This is a genomic window from Palleniella intestinalis (assembly GCF_013166595.1).
Taxonomy (GTDB): domain Bacteria; phylum Bacteroidota; class Bacteroidia; order Bacteroidales; family Bacteroidaceae; genus Prevotella; species Prevotella intestinalis.
The window spans coordinates 19,122-41,623 of sequence record NZ_JABKKG010000006.1 but is presented as its reverse complement, the minus strand read 5'-3'; the positions used below and the strand labels follow the sequence as shown (position 1 = coordinate 41,623).

The 22,502-nt window shown below is 49.7% G+C and carries 19 protein-coding genes; 10 read left to right on the top strand and 9 right to left on the bottom strand.

The annotated features are described in order from the left end of the window. Positions 1-20: 20 nt before the first annotated feature. The 3 genes from HPS57_RS09350 to HPS57_RS09340 are packed head-to-tail and all read right to left on the bottom strand — an operon-like array spanning position 21 to position 2,386. Entirely contained in the window at positions 21-1,586 is a 1,566-nt protein-coding gene (locus tag HPS57_RS09350; protein ID WP_172182478.1) for a DUF3945 domain-containing protein, read from the bottom strand. Positions 1,587-1,606: 20 nt separating this feature from the next. Next, on the bottom strand, positions 1,607-1,957 hold the full coding sequence (locus tag HPS57_RS09345; protein ID WP_172182476.1) for a helix-turn-helix domain-containing protein: 351 nt from the start codon (positions 1,955-1,957) through the stop codon (positions 1,607-1,609). Positions 1,958-1,960: 3 nt separating this feature from the next. Then, entirely contained in the window at positions 1,961-2,386 is a 426-nt protein-coding gene (locus HPS57_RS09340) for a helix-turn-helix domain-containing protein (RefSeq protein ID WP_440131438.1), read from the bottom strand. A gap of 138 nt (positions 2,387-2,524) precedes the next feature. Between HPS57_RS09340 and HPS57_RS09335 the strand changes: the two genes are divergently transcribed. Both HPS57_RS09335 and HPS57_RS09330 read left to right on the top strand, forming a co-directional pair. Then, a complete protein-coding gene (locus HPS57_RS09335; RefSeq protein ID WP_172182719.1) occupies positions 2,525-2,824 on the top strand; it encodes a helix-turn-helix domain-containing protein in 300 nt (99 codons plus the stop codon). 30 nt (positions 2,825-2,854) lie between these two features. Continuing rightward, positions 2,855-3,157 (top strand): helix-turn-helix domain-containing protein, encoded by a 303-nt coding sequence (locus HPS57_RS09330; protein WP_032594402.1) that lies wholly within the window; start codon positions 2,855-2,857, stop codon positions 3,155-3,157. A 77-nt stretch (positions 3,158-3,234) separates the two neighbouring features. Here HPS57_RS09330 and HPS57_RS09325 read toward each other — a convergent pair whose 3' ends face one another. Further along, positions 3,235-3,597 carry a RhuM protein gene (locus HPS57_RS09325; protein WP_172182472.1) on the bottom strand — a complete coding sequence of 121 codons (363 nt, stop codon included), beginning with the start codon at positions 3,595-3,597 and terminating at the stop codon, positions 3,235-3,237. A gap of 11 nt (positions 3,598-3,608) precedes the next feature. Beyond that, complete coding sequence (locus HPS57_RS09320; RefSeq protein WP_172182470.1) at positions 3,609-4,844, bottom strand: site-specific integrase; 1,236 nt, start codon at positions 4,842-4,844, stop codon at positions 3,609-3,611. A gap of 357 nt (positions 4,845-5,201) precedes the next feature. On the opposite strand from HPS57_RS09320, the gene HPS57_RS09315 reads away from it, so the two are divergent. Next, positions 5,202-6,371 (top strand): acyltransferase family protein, encoded by a 1,170-nt coding sequence (locus HPS57_RS09315; RefSeq protein WP_172182468.1) that lies wholly within the window; start codon positions 5,202-5,204, stop codon positions 6,369-6,371. A gap of 81 nt (positions 6,372-6,452) precedes the next feature. Here HPS57_RS09315 and HPS57_RS09310 read toward each other — a convergent pair whose 3' ends face one another. From HPS57_RS09310 to fic, 3 genes are all read right to left on the bottom strand, one after another. Beyond that, a complete protein-coding gene (locus tag HPS57_RS09310) occupies positions 6,453-6,998 on the bottom strand; it encodes an RNA methyltransferase (protein WP_172182717.1) in 546 nt (181 codons plus the stop codon). After that, positions 6,998-8,128: a Fic family protein gene (locus HPS57_RS09305; protein ID WP_172182466.1), complete on the bottom strand. Its 1,131-nt coding sequence runs from the start codon at positions 8,126-8,128 to the stop codon at positions 6,998-7,000. Before HPS57_RS09305 ends, HPS57_RS09310 begins: the two co-directional genes overlap by 1 nt. 83 nt (positions 8,129-8,211) lie before the next feature. Beyond that, positions 8,212-8,775, bottom strand: a complete 564-nt coding sequence (fic, locus tag HPS57_RS09300; RefSeq protein WP_172182464.1) for a protein adenylyltransferase Fic — start codon at positions 8,773-8,775, stop codon at positions 8,212-8,214. Between the two features lie 666 nt (positions 8,776-9,441). Here fic and HPS57_RS09295 point away from each other — a divergent pair. From HPS57_RS09295 to HPS57_RS09285, 3 genes are all read left to right on the top strand, one after another. Further along, entirely contained in the window at positions 9,442-12,207 is a 2,766-nt protein-coding gene (locus HPS57_RS09295) for a TonB-dependent receptor (RefSeq protein ID WP_172182462.1), read from the top strand. A 30-nt stretch (positions 12,208-12,237) separates the two neighbouring features. After that, positions 12,238-13,176 carry a metallophosphoesterase gene (locus HPS57_RS09290; protein ID WP_172182460.1) on the top strand — a complete coding sequence of 313 codons (939 nt, stop codon included), beginning with the start codon at positions 12,238-12,240 and terminating at the stop codon, positions 13,174-13,176. 149 nt (positions 13,177-13,325) lie between these two features. Continuing rightward, entirely contained in the window at positions 13,326-14,087 is a 762-nt protein-coding gene (locus HPS57_RS09285; protein WP_172182458.1) for a 4Fe-4S binding protein, read from the top strand. A 547-nt stretch (positions 14,088-14,634) separates the two neighbouring features. On the opposite strand, the gene HPS57_RS09280 is transcribed toward HPS57_RS09285, so the two are convergent. Next, positions 14,635-17,499 (bottom strand): rhamnogalacturonan lyase family protein, encoded by a 2,865-nt coding sequence (locus HPS57_RS09280; protein ID WP_172182456.1) that lies wholly within the window; start codon positions 17,497-17,499, stop codon positions 14,635-14,637. Between the two features lie 493 nt (positions 17,500-17,992). On the opposite strand from HPS57_RS09280, the gene HPS57_RS09275 reads away from it, so the two are divergent. The 4 genes from HPS57_RS09275 (at position 17,993) to HPS57_RS09260 (ending at position 22,497) form a co-directional block, all read left to right on the top strand. Further along, on the top strand, positions 17,993-18,295 hold the full coding sequence (locus HPS57_RS09275) for a hypothetical protein (RefSeq protein WP_172182454.1): 303 nt from the start codon (positions 17,993-17,995) through the stop codon (positions 18,293-18,295). A 69-nt stretch (positions 18,296-18,364) separates the two neighbouring features. Continuing rightward, the gene (purT, locus tag HPS57_RS09270; RefSeq protein WP_172182452.1) at positions 18,365-19,522 is read left to right on the top strand and encodes a formate-dependent phosphoribosylglycinamide formyltransferase; all 1,158 of its coding nucleotides are present in this window, start codon (positions 18,365-18,367) and stop codon (positions 19,520-19,522) included. Positions 19,523-19,598: 76 nt separating this feature from the next. Continuing rightward, positions 19,599-20,657 (top strand): Mrp/NBP35 family ATP-binding protein, encoded by a 1,059-nt coding sequence (locus HPS57_RS09265; RefSeq protein ID WP_172182450.1) that lies wholly within the window; start codon positions 19,599-19,601, stop codon positions 20,655-20,657. A gap of 535 nt (positions 20,658-21,192) precedes the next feature. After that, positions 21,193-22,497, top strand: a complete 1,305-nt coding sequence (locus HPS57_RS09260) for an SO_0444 family Cu/Zn efflux transporter (RefSeq protein WP_172182448.1) — start codon at positions 21,193-21,195, stop codon at positions 22,495-22,497. Positions 22,498-22,502 lie beyond the last annotated feature (5 nt).

The following is a 22,502-nucleotide window of genomic DNA, read 5'->3' as shown; positions in this document are numbered from 1 at the left end:
ATTTAGTGGCGGACACGGATTTACATCTTCATGCCCTTGTTGTTTTTCTTCGGCTTGTCCTGCTGCCGTTGCTGGTTCTCGTTCTTCGGGGCGGTCTGTCCCTTCTGCAACGGCTCTTTCAGTTCCTTTGTCGCCTCGTTGGTCTTGCCCTCGTTGTTCACCGCCGTCTGTGTGCGGCTCTCGTTGGACGGGGCTACCTGCTGCGCGTTGTCGGGGTTCGTGTCGTAGCGGTACGGGCGACCCTTCTCCGGGTTGAACTTGAGGTACATGGTGGCGTGGAAGCCCTGCTTGTCGGTTACGTTCTCTAATTTGATGGTCTTGCCCGCCACATAGTCGGCTTTCTGCTGTTCGGTGAAGTTCACGCCGCTCCATTTGCTGATGGGGCGGATGCTGCCGTCCTCGTTCGTCCATGTGTTGCGGCGTTCCTTCGTGGTGTTGGCGGCGTTTCCACCGTCATGCGTCTGGCTCTGCGAGGTGTCGCTCTTGGCTTCCTGCGTCTGTGCGGTACGGGGTGACTTGCCCGTTCCCGGCACGAACTCCACGCCGCGCTGCTCCACGTTCACTTGCAGGGTGGTGACGAACTTCCTGCCGTCGTTGCGCTCGATGAGCTTGTCGCGCACGGGCAGTCCGGCGCGGAGCATATCCTGCTCCTGCTTGGTGATTTCCGTCTTGCCGATACGCTTTGGGATGCGCACCCTGCTTGCCGCGATGTCCGTGATTTCATTAGTCTTGCGGTCGATGCTGATGAAGGAGGGCGTGATTTCTCCCGTTTCCTTGTCCACAAGGTCCACGACCCTGCCGAGGTTGCCCGTCTCGCGCAGACTTTTCCGTTCCTCGTCGGTGAACTTGTGTCCCTTGTATTCGTCCAGTTTCTGCTCCTTGCGGATGAAGTGCGGCACGAGGCTGATGTTTCCCTCGCCGTCCTTTTTGAAGGAGAGGCGGGCGTCCAGCTCGAATGATTCGCCGCCGAAGGTGGGCTTGACCTTCACCAAGTCGGACTTGCCGTAGTTGAGCATCTTGGTGAGGTCGCCCGACTGTTTGAGGTCGTCATACTTCACGCCCCATTTTTCCTCCAGCTCCTGCCAGTTGATTCTGCTCTCGTCAATGGGTTGGTAGCCCTGTCTGCCCTGCGTCTGCTGCGGGCTTTCCTGTTGCTGTTCTTTCTGTTGTTCCATGTTTTCTTGTTTTTGATGTTCTTGCTTTTCTGTCTGTTGTGCCGCCTGTTCTTCCTGCACCTTCTTCTCATATTCGGAGGTGTCCACCTTGTGAGGGGCGAGCATCTCCTTGTTTCCTTCGGGGTCTTCAAGAAGTTGCCTGATTACCTCCAGAACATTCTCGGCTTGGTCTGCCGCGATGCGATAGAAACCGAAGCGGCTGGGTTCCTTGCACTGCCGGAAGAAGTTGGTGAAGAAGTTATCCAGCGCGTCGCCGTGTCGGTCGAGTTGCAGGAAACCCTGCGCGTTCTCCGCTTTCGCGGGGATGCGCTTGGGGGAGCCGTCCGCGTTCAGCCCGGCTACCACGCTGATCTCGCCCGTCTTCTCGTCACGGACCACCAGCACGTCCTTTTCGTCTTTTTTCTTTGCCATTTGAAAAAGTTTTTAATTGGTTATTTATGAAAGAAATTATGGATACGAGCCTTGTAGAAGGCTATATCTTCCTTTTTGAACTCCTTGACATGGTTGGAAAGGAATGTCAGCACGTCTTCCTCGCTGTAATAGGTCTTCTTCCCAAGTGTCTTGTAGGGCAACGCGCCGATGCTGCGGTAGCGTTGAAGCGTGCGCTTGCTTATCTGGAGCAGCATGCACAAGTCCTGATTGTCGAAAAGGCGGACGCTTTCCGAAAGCGTGGGCTGTTGCCCCTCCGCCTTCATTGACAGCAGAAGTTCGTCCTGACGGTCGAGCCGTTCCATCAGCTTCTGCATCCAGCCCTCGAAATTGTTTCGTGTGAGCATTTCCATGACCTATGTCCTCCTTCCTTTTGGTTTGCCGCCCGTGCGCAGCCTATGGTTGTGGAAAAGGGTGTCTATTGTCCCTTCCTCGTTCCTTACGGTGTTGTCCTCCAGCAGCCGCAGTATCTCGGAAAGGCGGTAGCGGCAGCTTCCGCGTACCACCACATACTCGATGCGGTGGTCGGTGCGCATACGCTGCATGGTGCGCTTGCTCACGTTGAGCATCTTCGCCGCCTGCGCCGTGTCAAGCAGCTTGTCTTCGGTTTCCCGCTTCCGTTTCTTCTCGTCCCTTGCCTCGCGGATGTATCCGGCGATGTCCGCAATCTGCGCCATCATCTCCTTGTAGGCGGAACTTTCCATTGTTATCACTTTCATATTCAGTCCTTTTTTCTTGTTTCTGCGGCAAAGTTCGGGAATAAACAAAGGGGGCATTAACAACTCACTACATGACTCACGCAAGATTTTTATGGAAGATGGCTCCGTAACCCGGTCAAACGGCGCAACAAGCGGCCTTTCAGCGGAAAACGATACGTCTTGTATGCCGTGTCGTTACCTTTGCGGCAAATTCTAAATGACATGAATATGGAAATAGTATCTATCGAGAAACAGACTTTCGACGGGATTATGGCACAGATGGGTGCTTTCGTGGAGAAAGTCGCCGCCTTGCAGCGCAAAGGCGATGAAAGGCGGCTTGCAAAATGGCTGACCGGGGAAGAGGTCTGCCGACAGTTGAGAATCTGTCCCCGCACGCTGGCGAAACTGCGCGACCGTGGCTTCATCGGCCACTCGCAGATCGGCTACCGTTTTTATTACAAGCCGGAGGACGTGAAAAGGGTCATTCCGCTGGTCGGCACGATTTACCCCGCAGACCGTTAATCGAGTGTTCACCTTAAAATCCGATGCAGAATGAACGAGGAGAACAATGTAATCACGATGGACACGGAAGATGTGACCGTGCTGTTGCAGAACGTGCAGAAAAACTCGAAATGGCTTTCCGCATTTCTGGAGAGTTACAGCCCTCCGCTGGACGGGGAGCGTTACCTGACGGACAAGGAGGTGTCCGAACTACTCCGCGTGAGCCGCCGCACCTTGCAGGAATACAGGAACAACCGCGTGCTTCCCTTTATCCTTTTGGGCGGGAAGGTGCTTTACCCGGAATCTGGTCTGCGTGAGGTGCTGGAAACGAACTACCGCAGACCTATCAGATAGGGCGATATGAAAAAAGGAAACGGGCGGCACTTCAAAATGGTGTCGCCCGTTTCCTTTGTCCTATTTTTCTTTATATCTCAACTGTACCCGATGTTCCCGTTTGGGAAGAACATGACGTATGCCTGCCGCTTCTCTTGTGAGAGAGCCTTGCCTACCAGCCATGTGCGGAACAGGTGGGTGTTGTAGGTGTTCAGCCTGAAAGCAATGGGGATGATGATTTCAATCGCATACACATCCGCGTACAGTCCGTTTTCAAGCTGCATATAGCGGCACACCTCGTAGTCGTTCAGCACGTCCGACTTGCGGACGGCTTTGATGGCGGCGTTCACTGACGGAACTCCCGCGTGGAACAGTCCGGCGATTTCGGTTGCGGTCATCCACACGTCGTTACCGGTTACGCTGATCGCCTTGTCCTCTATGATGATTATGTCACGTTTCATGGCTTTTCTTTTTAGATGGTGCAACCTGCAAATTCCTCGACACTGTTCAACCTTGCGGCAAGGTTTTCCATGTCCTGATTGAGCTTCTCTTTGGTTATCTTCGCGTAGATCTGCGTCGTCTTTATGCTCTTGTGTCCGAGCATGGAACTGACGGTTTCGATGGGTACGCCGTTGGAGAGAAATACCGTCGTGGCTGCGGTATGTCGGCTCTGGTGCCAAGTGATATGCTTGGTTATGCCGCATCTTTTAGCCACGGCACGGATGCCGTACAGACAGGTCATGTAGTGCGGTACGGGGAATATCCTGCCGTCCTCACACAGCCCGCGATACTTGTCTATGATTCGCTTGGCGATGTCAAGCAGGCGGATGTTTGACACCACGCCCGTTTTCTGGCGGTTGATGTTTATCCACTCGTGTTCGTCGAAGTAGGTACGGATATTCTCTTCAGTGAGGTTGCGCATATCTGCGAATGACAAGCCCGTGAACGCACAGAACAGGTAGAGATCACGGTACAGTTCCTGTTTGGCGTTTTTCAGCTTGCCGTCCATCAGCAGGCGGATTTCCTCTTTGGTCAGGAAACTGCGGGTGGTTTCCTCCTTCTTGATTTCGTACTCGCGGAACGGGTCGCGTGTCAGCCACTCGTTGTTGATGGCGATGAATACCATCGTCCGAAGTGGGCAGACGTACAACCACACGGTGTTGGTGCAGCAGTGCTTGTCCGTGCGCAGGAACATCTCAAAGTCGGAGATGAAAGCGGGGGTAAGCTCCTTCAAGGCTATGTCCTTCACATGGTAGCGGATGGTGAGGAACTCTTGCAGGTGCTTGTAAACGGTGCGGTATTTGGCAAGCGTGCCTTTGGCTTTCATGCCTGCCTCCACCTGTTTCTCGTAGTCCTCGTTATGCTGGCGGAACACCTGCATCAGCGTGTGGTAGCGGTGTTCCAGTCCGAGAAAGGCGTTCTTCACCTTTTCAGCAGTGACATAATTGTCACGCTCCATGATTTCCTGATAGTGCCTGTTGATGCGCACCCGCATCTTGTCAAGCATACGGTTCGTTTCGAGTGCCGCCGTGCTTCTGCCCGTGACACGTCCTCCTTTGGTGTCCCACAGCTTCGGATCGACACTCAGCTTGCAACTGAACTGTGTCTGGCTTCCGTCCACCGTGATACGTCCCATGACGGGAACTGTCCCGTCCTTTTTCACTACCTGCCGTTTGAGGTAATAGATTACTGAAAATGTACTCTTCATCGTCCTAAAATTTTTTTGGTTCAAATTTAGTTGGTGAAGAGTCCGCTGTCGATACGCAAAACGGGGAGGAACGGCGCAATCTTTGTCAGGGGCGGATTATTTTTGCGTGAGTTGTTGGTAACTCACTATAAAATAACTAATTTCGCCATTCTGCAAACAGCAGAAACCCCGGATTTTCGCATGGTTACGGAATGGTAACGTAGCGAAGTCACGACATGGCTTCCAACTGGCTTTTAATGCCTCCGGCAGTATTTTTCAACTTCTCCGTTTTGCCTATCTATCAAAGACTTTGCCTAATATTTCCGTATCTCACTATTTATCGCTAACTTTGTGTCCGCAATAAATCAATCTATCAGCATGGCATACTTAGAATCAAAACCACGTTACGAAATTCTTGACGGTTTGCGCGGTGTAGCGTCGATGATGGTGATACTTTTCCACATCTTCGAGATCTACTGTCCGCACGGCGAACAGCAGCACATCAACCACGGCTATCTTGCCGTAGACTTCTTTTTCCTCCTTTCCGGCTTTGTCGTTGGCTATGCCTATGACGACCGCTGGGGAAAGATGACCACATGGGACTTCTGCAAGCGCCGCCTTGTGCGCCTTCATCCTATGGTTGTCATGGGAACATTGATAGGAGGCTGCATGCTGTTCTTCACCGCAGGCAATTTCCCTATGGTGCTGGAAGTCAGCGGTTGGCGGATTATTGGATGTTTCTTTATGGCGCTGTTCATGCTGCCCTGTCCGCCAAGTATGGACATTCGCGGCTGGGGTGAGACAAATCCGCAGAACGGACCAAACTGGTCACTGACGTTTGAGTACATCGCCAACATACTTTATGCTTTCCTCTTCCGTCACCTTCCGACATGGGCGTTGGCAGTGCTTGTAGTAGTTGCAGGCTATTTTACACTTGATTTGACCCTCGGCATAGACCTGTTCAACTTCCTTTCCGCACCACATTATCATGTCAAGGGTGGCTGGAGCATCACTGCAGACCAGATTTACATAGGTTTCACACGCTTGCTCTATCCGTTCCTCTGTGGTTTGTTGATTTCCCGTTTGCTGCCAAGCCGTATGACAAAGGACAATCCAAGCGGCAGCCCTATAAGCGCACGCGGCGGTTTCTGGTGGGCATCATTGATTCTTGTCGTCATATTCTCCGTGCCTTGCATCACAGGCGATGACGGCATTGCCAACGGTATTTATCAGGCAGCGGCAATCCTGCTTGTGTTCCCGTTTGTCGTTCTACTCGGCGCAGGAAGCAGTACCACAGACCCACGCAGTGCAAAGGTGTGCAAGTTTCTTGGTGATATATCCTATCCGATATACATCACACATTATCCATTGATGTACATGCAAATGGGATTCGTCAAGGAACATCCTGACGCACCGTTATGGATGCACATCGCAATGAACACCGGAGTGTTCGTGATGTCCATACTCCTTGCCTATTGCGTGATGAAGGCATACGATGAGCCTGTACGTGAATGGCTCAAAAGGAAATGGCTGAACAAGAAAGCGTAAAATAAAACTATTGCTGCCGTGGGAGAAATGAATACTGTTTTTCCACGGCAGCAATAGTTTTATTTGTATAATCATATTTTCTCAAAGCATCAGACGGCGTGCGAACTCCCATATTATTATGCCCGCAGTGACAGAGACATTAAGCGAATGCTTGGTGCCGAACTGCGGAATCTCTATGCAGCCGTCGCACAAGTCGATGACCTCCTGATGCACGCCATGCACCTCATTGCCAAGGATAACGGCAAATTTTCCGCCCTTTTCGTTGGGAGTCACAGCGTCGCCGAGCTTGTCAAGCATGGTCGAACCCTCACACTGCTCCACCGCAAACACTTTGTAGCCGTCGTGATGCAGCTGTTCCACAGCCTCCACGGCAGTAGGGAAATGCGTCCAGCTGACACTCTCCTCCGCACCGAGAGCCGTCTTGTGAATCTCGTTCTGTGGCGGTGTGGCGGTTATTCCGCAAAGGAAAACGCCCTCGGCACGGAAAGCGTCGCAGGTGCGGAACACACTTCCGACATTGTGCATCGACCTTACGTCGTCGAGAACGACAACGAGAGGCATCTTCTCCGCCTCATGGAACTCCTCGACAGAGATGCGCTGCATCTCCATTGTCTTTAGTTTTCTTATCATAGTGGTATTTTCTTTTCTGCTTGTTTTGAGTTATACACCGCCAATCCCTTCACCGTCAGCTTGTATTTCTGACGTGGATGCTTCGGGCTGTCAGGATAAATCATCGTGACAAAGCCGGCTTTCATGGCAGGGCTGAGATAGTTTTCGATAAAGTTTTTACGGTCATTAAGCCCCATTGCCGCAAGCATTTCCTTTATTGACAACTGCTGTTCTGCCAATGTCTCAACAAGTGTTTGAACTTGCGGGGTACTTGTAGGGTACTTGTGGGGTGCTTGTGGGGTGCTTGTGGGGTTATGCTTCGGAATCCACTCCGGTGGCGGATTGACAACCATGTGGCGGTTCTTCAGTTCGTTCTGCTCGCCCATCATCAGGTTGCGGAAGAAGAGAACAAGGAAACTTATGTCCGGTTCGATGCCTTTCACGATGTTGCGATAGTTCGCTCGCACCAGCGCATTGCGGAAGTACCACGAATGTTCCGCAAACAAATCATTGTCAACATCAAAGCCTATGCTTCTCAGATACTTTATCGTGAACACTGCCGTCGTTCTCGTGTTGCCCTCGCCGAACGGATGAATCTGCCACAGATTGGAGACAAACTTCGCTATGTGTGCGACAACATCGTCAAAGGACAGCCCTCGGTAAGAGAACTCTTTCTCCTGTTCAAGGTCATATTCTATGGCACGGTGCAGGTCTTCCGCATTGACATACAGCACCGTGTCACCACGCAGAACCCACTCTTTCTTCGTTATGTCGTAGTCCCTTATCCTGCCGGCAAACTTGAAAACGCCCTCAAATAGCCTGCGGTGAATGGACACGAAGCCGGCAACGGAGTAGGCAAACGACTGCTCGTTGAGAATCCGCACTATGTTTATGGACACCTTGTCCGCCTCCTCCACGCCCTCGTCGTCAGGCGTCCGCACGGTCTTCGATTGGTAATAACCGTTGATAAGCGCCTTTACCTCATCGATGCTTATGTCACCCTCAATGTGCCTTGCTGCCGTTTCCTTCAGATAGTCGGAGGTCTGCAGACCGTCCACAGCCTGCAGTCCGATAGCCGTCTTCCATGCTGAGGCTTTCTCTTTTCTGTCAGGCTCCCCGTGGCGGATATATTCATCGAAATCAATCATTGTCGGTCGGTTTTGTCGTTTATGTGTGAAAAGGGCAGACATGCTACTTTCCGGCAGCGCATACGCCCTCAAAAACATAAGGTTCACGGCTCTTTCACATAGCCCTCATAATAGTAAGACTGCTCTATGCCTTTGAAAATCACATCCCTGTCGTCCACATTCTCCGTCAAAGCAGGTTGCAGGAGGAAGCGCAGTTCCAGGTCATTTATGGGGCTGCGCTCCATGGCTTGCAGGTACATGTCCTTGTCCACCATGCGCCAATCGACGACTTTTCCGAGGTTCTTCTTCAGCATCATGTCAAGCCAGATTCTTGTGGCGCGTCCGTTTCCCTCCATGAAAGGGTGGGCGATGTTCATCTCCACATACTTCGCGATGATTTCTTCGAATGTCGTTTCCGGCATCTTCTCAATCACGGGTAGTATAACATCGAGGAACATGGCATTTGCAAATCGGAATCCACCCTTTGCGATGTTAAGTGTGCGCACCTTTCCTGCAAAGTCGTAAAGGCCGCCAAACAGGCACTCATGTATCTGGCATAACCCTTTGGCTGTGCCTGTTTCTATGCTGTTTATGCAGCCTGTCTCAAACAGTGCTTTGGCTTTCTCAAGGCTCTGTTCGTCTATGTTGCGTTGCGTCTTGTTTTCCATCTTTGGTGATTTAGGTGCTTTTTCGCTTATCTTATGCAAATTTACATAAAAATATTGATATATAATCCTGTTGGTATAAAAAACTGAAAAGAAATCTCCGAAATACAGAAAGTACAATAAATTATACTTACGCATAATATTTAGCGAAATTAAGTCTGAATAAGAAAACTCACGCTGTTTTTGTCCTCTGAGAATCGCGTGTAAAGATTTTTATGAAAGAGAAATTTCGGAATTGCGAAATTTTTATCGAGTCGTAGTGTACTGAAAACCAATGTTTTATGTTGTATCGCTTTGTGTTTTTCTGCCAAAATGCCGGATTTTCGTGTCTTTTTTATGCTCAAAAAGCTATCTTTTTTCATGCAAAAGGTTATACATTGCAGTGCAAAAGGTATGCCTTCTTGCTGTGAAGGGTTATACTTTCCTGCGAAAGTTGTCTTTTTTGGTATAAAGAACGCATATTTTTCCGATTATGATAAATAGAGCATTAGAAAACTCATGCATAAAAAGCATGCCGTTTTTCAAGGCAAACAGCCACCTCATCCATGAAAGATTGCGGTTGTAATGAAAATGAAAAACATTTGTCGCACAACCTTTAAGTCCATGTAATCTCCATGAAACTTAACCTTCCTACCTTTGCAGCGGATTTATAACTTACTAAAAAAGTATATGAAAAAAGTTATTAAAGCAGTTTCTTTAATGTTGATGATGGCCGGCTACAATAGCCACGCCTTTGCAGAAGTGAATGAGAATGTAAAGCAAGGTGCTGTCCATGGACGTGTCGTGGACAGCGGAAACCAAACTCTTCCGGGAGCTTCCATTTTTGTGGAGAACCTGAAATCCGGAGTCGTAAGTGATGTGAACGGTTTCTATACATTGTCAAACCTGAAGCCGGGAACGTACACTGTGAAGGTGACATACGTCGGTTACAAGCCTATAGAGATGCGACTCACCGTCCCCGAAGGCAAGACTTTGGAGCGCGACATTGTGATGAACGATGGCTTGGAATTGCTGGAGGTGCAGGTGCAGGGCGCATTTCAGGGGCAGAGGAAAGCCATAAATGCGCAGAAGAACAATCTTGGCATTACGAACATTGTCTCTGCCGACCAAGTCGGGAAGTTCCCTGACTCTAACATTGGTGATGCGTTGAAGCGCATCAGCGGCATTAATGTGCAGTACGACCAAGGGGAGGCGCGCTTCGGACAGGTGCGCGGAACAAGTGCAGACCTTAGCTCCGTCACCATCAACGGCAACCGTATCCCCTCTGCCGAGGGAGACACACGCAACGTGCAGCTGGACTTGATACCTGCCGACATGATTCAAACCATCGAGGTAAGCAAGGTGGTCACTCCGGACATGGACGGCGATGCCATCGGCGGCTCTATCAATTTGGTCACCAAGAACTCGCCTTACAAGCGCACTTTCAACGCTACCGCCGGAAGCGGTTATAACCGGATAAGCGGGAAAGCGCAACTGAATCTGGGGCTTACTTACGGTGACCGTTATTTCAATGACAGGCTTGGAATGCTGCTCTCTGCCTCTTACCAAAACTCTCCGTCAGGTTCTTATGACACAGAGTTTATGTGGGAAAAGGGCAAGGACGGCAAAGTGTATCTCAGTGATTATCAGATGCGCCGGTACTTTGTCACCCGTGAGCGGCAAAGCTATTCGGCAGCCTTTGACTTTAATGTGAATGGGAACAACAAACTGACGTTCAAGAGTATCTTCAACAACAGGAACGATTGGGAAAACCGTTACCGCACAAACATCAAAGACCTTGACGAGGACGGAAAGGGAACAGTGCGCATACAGACGAAAGCCGGCACTCCGGACAACCGCAGTGCACGTCTGGAGCGTCAGCGCACCATGGATTTCGCATTGGGAGGCGAACATTTGTGGGGAGCAATAGGCATGGACTGGACAGCAAATTATGCCAAGGCAATCGAGGAACGTCCCAATGAGCGTTATCTTGACTTTCAGTTGAAGAAGCAGAAATTTGACATCGACCTGAGCGATGAGCGCCGTCCGTATGCCGTTCCGAAGTTAGGCTCCACCATGGTGTTGGGCGAAGAGTTCAGTCTGAAGGAGCTTACGGAGCAGCAGGAAAGCATAAAGGAAGAGGATTTGAAGTTCTCTGCCAACTTCAAGGCCTCCATGAACAATGGCGCAAAACTGAAGTTTGGCGCGAAGGTTGTACGCAAGACGAAGGAGAAAGATGTTGATTTCTATGAATATACACCGACGGACGAAGAGGTTTTTATGGCAAACAGTCTGAATAACGCTGTGGACAAAAGCACGGAAAAGTTCATGCCTGACGCGAAATACCAGGTGGGTGTGTTTGCCGACAAAGACTATGTTGGCGGTCTTAACCTGAACGATGCCTCCCAATTTGAGAAGGAACAGGTGCAAGCGGAATTGGCAGGGAACTTCGAAGCGCGTGAGACAGTCACTTCGGGCTACGTGCGTTTCGACCATAAGTTCACTCCGGATGTGAACCTTATGGCAGGTTTCCGTCTGGAACACACATCGTTGCGTTACACCGGAAGGAACTATGATGACGAGACAGACGTGACAACAAAGACGGAACGCGTGACAAACAGTTATGTGAATTTCCTCCCTTCGCTGCTGGTGAAATGGGATGTGAACGACGATTTCAAGGTGCGTGCGTCATACACTCAGACTTTAAGCCGTCCGAAATATTCCGCTTTGGTTCCGAGTGTGAACATCAGCAGGGGCGACAATGAGATAAAGATAGGCAATTCGGACTTGAAACCGACTCTCTCGTATAATCTGGATTTGAGTGCCGACTACTACTTCAAGAGCATTGGTCTTGTGAGTGCCGGTATGTTCTACAAGAGGATTGACGGCTTCATTGTTGACCAGGTGGTGAACAATCATGAGTATCAAGGCAACGTATACACTCGTTTCACCCAGCCGAAGAACGCCGGCAATGCCACTTTGTTGGGATTGGAGTTCTCTTATCAGCGTGATTTCGGCTTCATTTCCCCTGCCTTGAAGTGCTTGGGATTCTACGGAACCTACACCTATACACACTCACGCGTTGAGGACTTCAACTTTGAAGGCCGGGAGAATGAGGGCGGTCTGAGCCTTCCGGGGGCGCCTGCACACACGGCAAACGCTTCACTTTACTTTGAGAAAGGAGGCTTGAATGTGCGCCTGAGCTATAACTTTGCGTCCGCTTTTATCGACGAAATGGGAGCAAGTGCTTTCTATGACAGATACTATGACGCAGTGAACTACATGGACATCAATGCAGGCTATACGTTCGGAAAGAATGTGAAGACGACTTTCTATGCGGAGGCAAGCAATCTCCTGAACCAGCCTTTGCGCTACTATCAGGGAACAAAGGACCGCACGATGCAGGCGGAATACTATGGAATTAAGGTGAATGCAGGCATAAAAGTGAGTTTTTAATGAGTATGGATTTAATTTATTAAGCATTATATGAATATGAAAAGAATCATTTTGTTGGCATTGACCGCTGTCATTGCCTTGTCAGTAAACGCCCAAACTCCTGAGGCATGGAAAGGGCTGAAGCGAGGTCTCAACTTCTATATGGTCAACGATTTGGGGCGCAATGGTTACTATGACCAGAAGCCCATTGCCGAATTGATGGGAGAAATGGCAGAGGAAATCGGACCGGAATGTGTGTTCGCCGCCGGCGATGTGCATCATTTTGAAGGAGTGCGCAGTGTGGATGACCCGCTGTGGATGACCAATTACGAACTCATCTACAGCCATCCGGAACTGATGGTCGATTGGTTTCCTATGCTTGGCAACCATGAGTATAGGGGAAACACTCAGGCTATCCTTGACTATACGAACGTAAGCCGGCGATGGACGATGCCTTCCCGATATTATACCAAGGCGTATTCCGGGAAAGGAACATCAATAAGGTTTGTCATGATTGACACCACTCCGCTGATTGGCAAATACTGCAATGACGGCGAAGGCTATCCGGATGCCTGCCGGCAGGATGCGGACAGGCAACTGGCATGGGTCGATTCGGTGCTGAATGCGGCAAAGGAGGATTGGGTGATCGTCGTGGGGCATCATCCTGTTTATGCCGAAACACCGAAAGACGGCAGTGAGCGCGACGACATGCAGAGGAGGCTTGACCCGATACTCCGTAAGCATAAGGTGGACATTTATGCTTGTGGGCATATCCATAATTTCCAGCATATCCGTGTGCCGGGCAGTGATGTGGATTATGTTGTCAACTCTTCTGCTTCGCTAAGCCGTAAGGTGAAGCCGGTGGAAGGCACAGTGTTCTGTAGTCCGGAAACGGGATTCTCGGTGTTTGCTGTGGACAAAAACGAACTGGCGATGCACATGGTTGACAAGACAGGGGCAGTAATCCATACTGTAAAACGCACGAAATAGTTTTCAGAGGGCTGTTGTTCAGCCCATACGAAGATACGCATAAGTAGACAGAAAACTTTGAATGAAATTTGGTTTTCTGTCTACTTATGCGTATCTTTGCAAATTATACAGCGATTGCTGTACAGGATTTATACTAAAAAATATAGAATATGAAGATTTATGAGATTTGTTTCAGCCCTACAGGCGGAACAGAGAAAGTTTCCCACATACTGGCTGGAGGATTGGGATCTGAGCCGATATTCGTTGACCTTTCCGACAATGCCGCAGTGTCTGCCGGTGTGGTGCTTACAGATGATGACCTTGCCGTGATTGCCGTTCCGTCGTACAGTGGCAGAGTGCCTGCCACGGCTGCCGAACGCATTGCAAGCATAAAAGCCAATGGAGCCAAAGCCGTGATTGTGGCAGTCTACGGCAACCGCGCTTATGAGGACACGCTTGTGGAACTGCAAGATGTGGCGGAGAATGCCGGATTTGCCGTTGTCGGTGCTGTCGCTGCCATCGCCGAGCACTCCATCGCCCGCCGCTATGCAGCCGGAAGGCCTGACGCGGAGGATGCTTCCTGCCTGAAAGAATTTGGAGACAAGATAAAGGCGAAACTCGATAAAGGGGATATGAGTGTCCCTGCCATTCCAGGCAACAGACCGTATCGTGAGGTAGGTGGCAAAAAGATTGTGCCTTCCGCCGGTGGCAAATGTACCAACTGCGGGCTTTGTGCAGCGAAATGCCCTGTGGGAGCAATCAGCAAGGACAATGCCAAGGAGGTTGACAAAGCGGCATGTATCTCATGCATGCGCTGCGTGGCAGTGTGTCCGCATAATGCAAGAAAGATTAACTGTGTCCTTCTTTCTGCTGTCAATCTTATGCTCCGCAAGCCTTGTTCGGTAAGGAAAGAGTGCGAACTGTACATATAATGCCAATGTCTCCGCACATATTTTGCGTAAATGCTGTTGTCCTTTTTTAGGAATAATTGTGACAAAAGATGTTGTTTCTTGTTGTGAAAAGTGACAAATGGTTGAAAAAATATCTGCTCATCTGCATTTAAAAATATGCAAATCGGTTGCTGTTTCATGGTTTCTTTCTATCTTCGCCGCAGAAGCGCATGGGAAACATGTATCTATTTCTTGTAAGGTACGTGTAATACAAGAAACAGTGTTTCCCGGCAGCGTGGAGAGTTAGCCAACGCGGAAATCCTCCATTTCAAGCGCGATGTGCTTCGTCAGCACTCTTTCTTCAAAGAGGTGATGGGCTTGGATGCGAAGCCGGAATGTGATGTGCAGGAACAAATGCCGGTTTATTTTTGATTTTGGAGCCTGTTGCTTCAAATGTCAGATGAACAATATATTATAAGTAAGATAGTCAGATGACTATTCTGCAAAAAAAAAGGACTGCCTGATTTTCGTCAGGCAGTCCTTTTTTTCGCAGAATATGTTTGTAAAATAGTCTTGCAGCATGTTTTTTTTATTTCATATATTTCTTTCCGTTGCGTATCACGATACCACCGTTCTGTAGATATGAAGGATTGATACGCTGACCCGCGATGTTGTAGGTGGCATTATTTGTTGTATCCGTGTCAGAAATGGAGACGTTGCATATACCGGTCAGGATTTCTTGCAGTTCTTTCCAATAAACCACAGGTGAGTAGGAAACATGTGGAGGTTGGTTGTAGGTAGTGTTCTGCCATACGATGGCATTGTCGTAGACATGGTCGTCACGCAAGTACGGCAGCATGTAGTTGCTTTCGTAGTTTGTGGTGATGATATTCAGCCCGAATTTTCCGGCTGCAGCGTCTATGGCATAGTAATAGACAACCTCCTCGCGCCAGTCGCCGAGGATGTCAGCCTGGAGAGACGGAACATTCTTTGAGCCGTTGATGGATGATGCACCCGGTGCGATGTTGTAGAGGGTTGTCAGGCGCTGCCACTGTTTTGTTGTGCTGTTCCACTTGTCTATGTGCTGTCGGTCGTGGTACTCGTCATAGAGGTCTCCGTCCCAGTAAATGCGGAAATTTATGGAAGAGGAGCTTGTTGTGCCTACATGCCAGTCGCTAATGACGTTACCCTTGCTGTCGTACAGTCCGGGATAGGCGGAGCACATGGATTCCGCTCCCTCATGCTTGTCGTCAAAGTCACCACAGAGTCCGCGTCCGCAGTCGCCGCCTGTCTTCGGGGTGCCCCAAAGAAGCTGGCCTGTCTTTGCGTCGCGCATATCCTGTGCGTAGTGGACATAGGATGCTTTGCCATCCTCCATGACAGAATAAATCTCCATTCCAGGGTTGTTCCAGTCAAAGTCGCCTATATGCAGCGCGTCACCATGACCTTCACCACTTCTCCACAGCACATTCACACCGTCATGGTCAAGCACTGCCGAACCGGCAACTATCTCATCAAAGCCGTCACCGTCGACATCCGCTGACTGGAGTGTGTGGTAGCCTTGCCCATACATTCCCTTTCCGCTTGTTGTGGAGGAGTGACGCCATAACTCATGGAGTTCCTTGCCGTCAAAGTATGCTGCCATATAGTATGCCTGGTTGTAATAGCCATGATTCATCACTGCACATGGAGTAGCCTTGCCGTTGACGTCAAGTCGCGCCATGGTTGCGTTATAACGCTCTATGCGTGCTGCACTGCCATAAGCCTGTACGTTGTCGCTGAAATCATCGTGTGCAGGCCAGTAGTGGATGCTGCTTATTGCACCACCTGTTGTGCCGTCGAATACAGTGAGATACTCCGGTCCGCTCTCCACGCGCCCATTGGCAGCAACGTAGTTTGCATAAGGGTCATCATTGCCCATAAGCACGAAATTGCCTTCGCCGTCTATTGTTCCTGGAGCGGTGCGTACAATCATCTCGCCATAGCCGTCACCGTCAAAGTCATAGCAGAGGAATGTTATTGTGTGCTGTGACGCCCACATGTTCCTTCCAAGATTGATGCGCCAAAGGTGTGTTCCGTCAAGTTTTACACAGTCAAGGAACACTGCACCCGTTGAGCCTGTATTTGCGCCATCGCGTACATTGGAAGGTTCCCAGCGTATGACAATCTCCTGCTCGCCGTCGCCGTCCATGTCGTAGCATGAAGCATCATTCGGCGTGTATGTAGCTCCGGTACCGTTGGTGTCCGTAGGAGCCTGTGGCAAGACGAAAGCAGTGTTCTGCGCACCCCATGCTGAAGTCTCCTGCGTTTCAAGCACAGCACCGTCGGCACTGCATACTTCTATGCGATAGTTCGTTCCGGCAGTTTTGCCACGGTCCTTGTAGTTTGTCTTTAGTTTCAAGGTCTGTATCAGTTCGCCCTCACGATAGAGTTTGTACAGAGTGGAACCCGGGATGTCTGTGGCACGCATACGCCAGCTGACAAGATTTCCATCGTTAAGATGAACAGCCAGCAAGCCACGGTTGAGCGGTTTCGCCTCGCCACGGTTGCCGATGTGGCTGACCATGAGGCGTACAGCTGATGAGTAGACAGTGCTGCCATTCTCCTTTATGGTAACAGTGGCAACATTGTTTGCATAGTCGACATTGGCAGTATAGCCTTCCGTCGGTACGGCATTGAAATCTGTAGGAATTTCTGTCAGTTTTGTTCTGAAAAGGCTCTCGACACCATTGCCTGAATCCTTTATCACAGGGTACAGGTCAATGGTTTCTCCGTTGGAACGGCAAGTGAATGCGGACAGGTAATGTGACATGTTGTACACAGGCTCATCCACGATGCCTTCTATTGCCACACTGCCTATTGCAATCTGCTTGGTGTTGGCGATTCCCATGATGTATATGTTCACAGTGTAGGATGAACCTTCTGCTATCACACCGTTGATGTTGTATTCATGCGTGCTGAATCCGGTAGAGTTGCCTGACATGATTTTGTTGCGCAAAGGGGTGATTCCTTGTGCAAATGTTGTTGCAGGAGCAGAACCTGTCTGTGTGGTTATGCTTATTGTGCCTTTGTCTGTTCCGCAGCGTGCCGCATCGAAGGACAAGCGAGTTGGTTTGAATGTATGCCCTTCAGCAATGTTTATGCTGAAAGAGACACAATAGCCGTTGGTGATGTTTTTCACTTCTGCGGCAGGTTGGAACTTGGTCATCGGGCGCTCGTATGTCACGGCAGTATAGCCGTTGTCGGCACCGGAAACTGTCAGCAATTCTGTAGCTGTCAGCTTGTCGCCTGTCGTGCAGGCTGCCGTCAACTGGGCAACTGCAGTTTCATCGCCTGTAAGGCTTGCAGTTGTCAGGTTCTCCAAATCATTGAGACTCCATAATGCTGTCGCTTTCTGTGCCCACATTGTTGTGGTTGTTGCAAGTAAGAGTACAAATAGTAATTTTCTTAGCATGTTTGTTAGTATTTTTAGTTAGTGTTTTGGTTAATCAGGTCAAGCCGTTCCATGAGACCGTTTGGCTATGTTGGAAGCCGTCTTTTTGTTAGGTCATTTCCATTTCGGGTACAAAATTACGAATTTATTTTGATATAAATGTCTATATGCAAGCGATTTTTCATTTCTCATTCATATAATAATAAGGTGAATTAATAAACTTTTGCGAAATAATTTTGGTGGTACTTTGGGTATTTTGTAATTTTGCATATTAATTGTTGTGATTTATCATTTATCCGTCTTGAACGGCATGGTGTACACTCTCTTTGGTGAAAGATATAGGGTTTTCCCATATACAGTTAGGGGAATTCTATTCTGACGTTACCGTGGAAATGAGTACCTTTGCACCAAGTGACAGAAATGGACAAGCCAACAGATAAATATATTTGCAACACTTATTGCTGCTTATGGGCGGCATAGTATTAAAAATGACAATTAAAAACGTAAAACAACAATGAAGAAGATTCTAAGCATTATCGCAGCATTAGTATGCGTACTTACAGTAAGTGCACAGTCAGTCAACCAGTCGGACGATACCCAAAAGGCTACAACAACCTCATGTGTCAGGAAGCAGTGCACACAGTCTGACAAATGTACAGCGAAGTGTGGCACAGCGAAGTGTGAGAAGCAGTGTGACAAGTCCGCAGACTGCAAATCAAAGTGTGAGAAGAAATGCGAGAAGTCAACAGACTGCAAGCAACAGTGCACAAAGCAGGAAGAGTGCAAGAAACAGTGCAATAACAGCAACGCCAAATAAGCGGCAATGTGCTTTGTCACTGATGTGAACAAGTGAATTTCTTGATAATAATATATTCAACATTACTTTTTGATGAAAATTCTGTTGCTTGGCTCAGGTGAACTGGGTAAGGAGTTCGTTATTGCTGCAAAGCGCAAGGGCGTGTATGTTGTGGCATGTGACAAATATGACAATGCGCCGGCAATGCAGGTTGCTGACGAGCGTGAGGTGTTCTCCATGCTTGACGGTGACAAACTTGCAGAGGTGGTTGCTAAGCATAAGCCTGACATCATTGTCCCGGAGATAGAGGCGATACGCACAGAACGCCTTTTCGACTTTGAGAAGCAGGGCATACAGGTTGTACCGTCGGCGCGTGCCGTGAACTATACCATGAACCGCCAGGCCATACGCGACCTTGCCGCAAAGGAACTCGGGCTGCGCACAGCGAAATATTTCTACGCAAAGACCTTCGAGGAACTTGAGGCAGCAAGCCGTGAGATAGGTTTCCCGTGCGTCATCAAGCCTCTGATGTCATCTTCCGGTCATGGCCAGTCCACTGTAAAATGTGCTGAGGAACTGCGTCCGGCTTTTGATGCGGCTATGGCAGGTGCACGTGGTGATGTGCAGGAAGTAATCATTGAGGAGTTCATACACTTCACATCTGAATTCACATTGCTTACCGTAACACAGAAAAACGGCCCGACTCTCTTCTGCCCTCCGATAGGTCATGTGCAGAAAGGCGGCGACTACCGTGAGTCATGGCAGCCTTACATGATTTCTGAAAAAGACCTCAAAGACGCACAGGACATGGCGGCAAAGGTCACTGCGGCACTCACAGGTGCAGGCATCTGGGGTGTGGAGTTCTTCCTTACCGAGACAGGCGTTGTCTTCTCTGAACTTTCCCCACGTCCGCATGACACAGGCATGGTGACCCTCGGTCATACCACAAACCTTTCTGAGTTTGAACTGCATCTGCGCGCTGTCCTCGGTCTGCCTATCCATGACATCAAGCTGGAGCATGCCGGAGCGTCAGCCGTCGTACTTGCCGACAAGGATTATGAAGGCGTGCCGGAATACAACCTTGCCGATGTGCTCTCCGAAGAGAATGCACGCATCCGCATCTTCGGCAAGCCTGAGGCTCACAAGGGACGCCGTATGGGTGTTGTACTGACCTATGGCGATGTTGAGAATGGCACAGACTGCCTGCGAGACAAGGCCAAGCGTCTTGCCGAGACAGTACTTCGATAAAACATTTTTTATATCAGCATTGGGAATGGGACGCATTGTGCGCCTTGTTCCCAATGTTCATGAAAAAGAACTTACAATGCAAACATTATATCCCAAACTAATCACCGACGCACTTGCCACAGTGAACTATGCCGGAACGAAAAAGAACCTCATCGAGAGCGAGATGCTTGTCGATGATGTCCGCATTGATGGCATGAAGGTCTCATTCACACTCCTGTTCCCAAAAGAGACTGACCCTTTCCTGAAATCCACAGTGAAGGCTGCTGAGGCTGCAATACACTACTACGTGGGCAAGGAAGTGGAGGTCACCATAAAGACCGAGTTCAAGACAAAGCCGCGTCCGAAGGAGGACAAGTACCTCACAGACCTGAAGATAATCGCCGTAAGCTCCGGAAAGGGTGGCGTAGGCAAATCCACGGTATCGGCAAACATCGCTGTTGCCATGGCACGCCTCGGCTATAGGGTAGGACTTCTTGACACAGACATCTTCGGCCCTTCCATGCCAAAGATGTTCGGATGCGAGGATGCGCGCCCTTATGCCGTGGAGAAGGACGGCAGACAACTGATTGAACCTATCGAGAAATTCGGCGTGAAACTCCTCTCCATAGGCTTCTTCGTGTCTCCTGAGACAGCTACACTGTGGCGTGGCGGCATGGCTTGCTCCGCATTGAAACAACTTATCTGTGATTCAGATTGGTCGGATATAGACTACCTTATCCTTGACACTCCTCCCGGAACGAGCGACATTCACCTGTCATTGCTCCAGATACTGAACATCACGGGAGCGGTAATCGTCTCCACTCCGCAGCAAGTGGCGCTTGCCGATGCACGCAAAGGCATAGACATGTACCAGAACGACAAGGTCAATGTGCCAATCCTCGGTCTTGTGGAGAACATGGCCTACTTTACTCCTGCCGAACTTCCGGAGAACAAATACTACATCTTCGGCAAGGACGGCTGCAAGAATCTTGCCGAGCAACTCAACCTTCCGCTCCTTGCACAAATACCTATCGTGCAGAGCGTTTGCGAGAATGGCGACAACGGTACTCCTGCGGCAATGGATGTCGCCTCACCTACCGGCCAGGCGTTTCTCGCCCTTGCGCAGGGAATTGTTTCCAAGGTACGCTTATTATAATATGGTAAGTACGTCAAAGAACTCTGCAAACCAACATTCTTGATGTTTCTGGTTTCGCTTGCAAAGGTACGACATTTCACAAGCGATTCCAAATATTATAGGGGTATAGATAGGGGTATGTTCCAATGCAATAGAATAATTCTGTAGGGTACTAATAATATAAGGTGTAAATTATTTATACATTTCCAATGGGGCTGGCTTCATAAATGAGAACGGTCCCATTGTGCTATATGATAGTTCCGTAAGAACAAACTACATTATATTTTGCAATATTGGTGTCGTTCAGCAAAACAAACTGTAGTATCTCGTTGTGCAATATCACGTGAGTTCGACGAATTCTCGCTATCCGCAAAAATCACTGAATTAAAATTCAAGCTAAATCAGCATAATCTTCTGAATCCGCATGATAACCTGTTTGCAACCAACTTGCAAAACATTTTCCGTAATTTTGCACTCGGAAATCGGGATATGTGCGAAATCCACTGTATATTTCCCAATAACATATACATTAAACAAACTACATAAAAAAATGATTATGATTAAAGACATTTTCTCAGACTATGTGCTTTCGTTCTGGCATCTGTTGTGCGAAATGGCACCTTACCTCCTTCTGGGATTCTTCATTGCAGGACTGCTCCAGGCATTTGTGCCTCGCAGCATGTTCTCACGCCACCTTGCCTCCAATGACTGGAAGTCAGTGGTGAAAGCAGCACTCTTCGGCATACCACTGCCATTATGCTCTTGCGGAGTCATACCAACCACTGCCGCTCTTCGCCGCGAAGGAGCGTCGAAAGGTGCTGCGACATCATTCCTCATCGCCACACCGCAGACGGGAGTGGACAGCATAATGGCGACATACTCCGTGCTTGGACCGGCTTTTGCCATCATACGTCCGTTGGCTGCGCTTGTCACATCGTTCTTTGGCGGCGTGCTTGTCAACAAGCTTGACGGTGGGGAGGAATGGAAGGGAAATGCAGAGACCGAGACAGAGGAATGTTGCGGCGAAGGCTGCTCCTGCCACAGCCATGAGGACAAGGGCTCGTTCGCAGCACGCATGAAGTCCGCCCTCAACTATGGTTTCGTGGAGATGCTTCAGGATGTTGGCAAATGGCTTTTCATCGGTCTGCTCATCGCAGCCCTCATCACCGTTGCGGTGCCTGCGCAGTTCTTTGAACTCTTCTCGGGCAACACACTCCTCAGCATGGCTCTCGTGCTGCTGGCTGCCATCCCTATGTACCTTTGCGCCACAGGCAGCATACCAATCGCCGTGTCGCTGATGCTGAAAGGCCTCTCTCCCGGCACAGCCCTTGTCATGCTCATGGCAGGACCGGCAAGCAATGCCGCCTCAATCCTTGTGGTGCGCAAGATTATGGGTCGCAAGACTCTCATGATATACCTCGCATCCATCATCTTGGGCTCCGTCCTCTGCGGTCTGGCGATGGACTATCTCATGCCTCGCGAATGGTTCGCACTGTCTCCTTTTGGCGCGATAGCAGACGGTTGTTGTGAGGAGAGCGGCCCGGGCTTTGTGGAGATAGCTTCCGGCATTGTGCTTGTCGCGCTCATGGCCAACGCTTTCATTTTCCGTCGTGGCAATCATCATCACGGTCACGAGCAGAAACCGACAGCCACCGACATGCCGGCCTACAGGATAAAGGTTGCCGGCATGACCTGCTCCCACTGCCGCGCCGCTGTCGCAGGCGCCGTGCAGTCTGTCCCGGGAGTGGAACGTGCGGAGGTCCTTCTGGACAATGGCGAAGTGCGAGTATGGGGCACTTGCACGGCGGAAGCGGTGATGAAAGCCATTGACTCCGCAGGATTTGACTGCCGCCTGCTGTAATTTTA

What these genes read in the sequence shown, in the direction of transcription:
- HPS57_RS09305 (WP_172182466.1), bottom strand. Translation starts at nt 8,128, where the DNA reads ATGATTGATTTCGATGAATATATCCGCCACGGGGAGCCTGACAGAAAA.
- HPS57_RS09280 (WP_172182456.1), bottom strand. Translation starts at nt 17,499, where the DNA reads ATGCTAAGAAAATTACTATTTGTACTCTTACTTGCAACAACCACAACA.
- HPS57_RS09285 (WP_172182458.1), top strand. Translation starts at nt 13,326, where the DNA reads ATGAAGATTTATGAGATTTGTTTCAGCCCTACAGGCGGAACAGAGAAA.
- HPS57_RS09275 (WP_172182454.1), top strand. Translation starts at nt 17,993, where the DNA reads ATGAAGAAGATTCTAAGCATTATCGCAGCATTAGTATGCGTACTTACA.
- HPS57_RS09265 (WP_172182450.1), top strand. Translation starts at nt 19,599, where the DNA reads ATGCAAACATTATATCCCAAACTAATCACCGACGCACTTGCCACAGTG.
- HPS57_RS09345 (WP_172182476.1), bottom strand. Translation starts at nt 1,957, where the DNA reads ATGGAAATGCTCACACGAAACAATTTCGAGGGCTGGATGCAGAAGCTG.
- HPS57_RS09330 (WP_032594402.1), top strand. Translation starts at nt 2,855, where the DNA reads ATGAACGAGGAGAACAATGTAATCACGATGGACACGGAAGATGTGACC.
- HPS57_RS09325 (WP_172182472.1), bottom strand. Translation starts at nt 3,597, where the DNA reads ATGAAACGTGACATAATCATCATAGAGGACAAGGCGATCAGCGTAACC.
- HPS57_RS09350 (WP_172182478.1), bottom strand. Translation starts at nt 1,586, where the DNA reads ATGGCAAAGAAAAAAGACGAAAAGGACGTGCTGGTGGTCCGTGACGAG.
- HPS57_RS09315 (WP_172182468.1), top strand. Translation starts at nt 5,202, where the DNA reads ATGGCATACTTAGAATCAAAACCACGTTACGAAATTCTTGACGGTTTG.
- HPS57_RS09320 (WP_172182470.1), bottom strand. Translation starts at nt 4,844, where the DNA reads ATGAAGAGTACATTTTCAGTAATCTATTACCTCAAACGGCAGGTAGTG.
- HPS57_RS09295 (WP_172182462.1), top strand. Translation starts at nt 9,442, where the DNA reads ATGAAAAAAGTTATTAAAGCAGTTTCTTTAATGTTGATGATGGCCGGC.
- HPS57_RS09290 (WP_172182460.1), top strand. Translation starts at nt 12,238, where the DNA reads ATGAATATGAAAAGAATCATTTTGTTGGCATTGACCGCTGTCATTGCC.
- fic (WP_172182464.1), bottom strand. Translation starts at nt 8,775, where the DNA reads ATGGAAAACAAGACGCAACGCAACATAGACGAACAGAGCCTTGAGAAA.
- HPS57_RS09335 (WP_172182719.1), top strand. Translation starts at nt 2,525, where the DNA reads ATGAATATGGAAATAGTATCTATCGAGAAACAGACTTTCGACGGGATT.
- HPS57_RS09260 (WP_172182448.1), top strand. Translation starts at nt 21,193, where the DNA reads ATGATTAAAGACATTTTCTCAGACTATGTGCTTTCGTTCTGGCATCTG.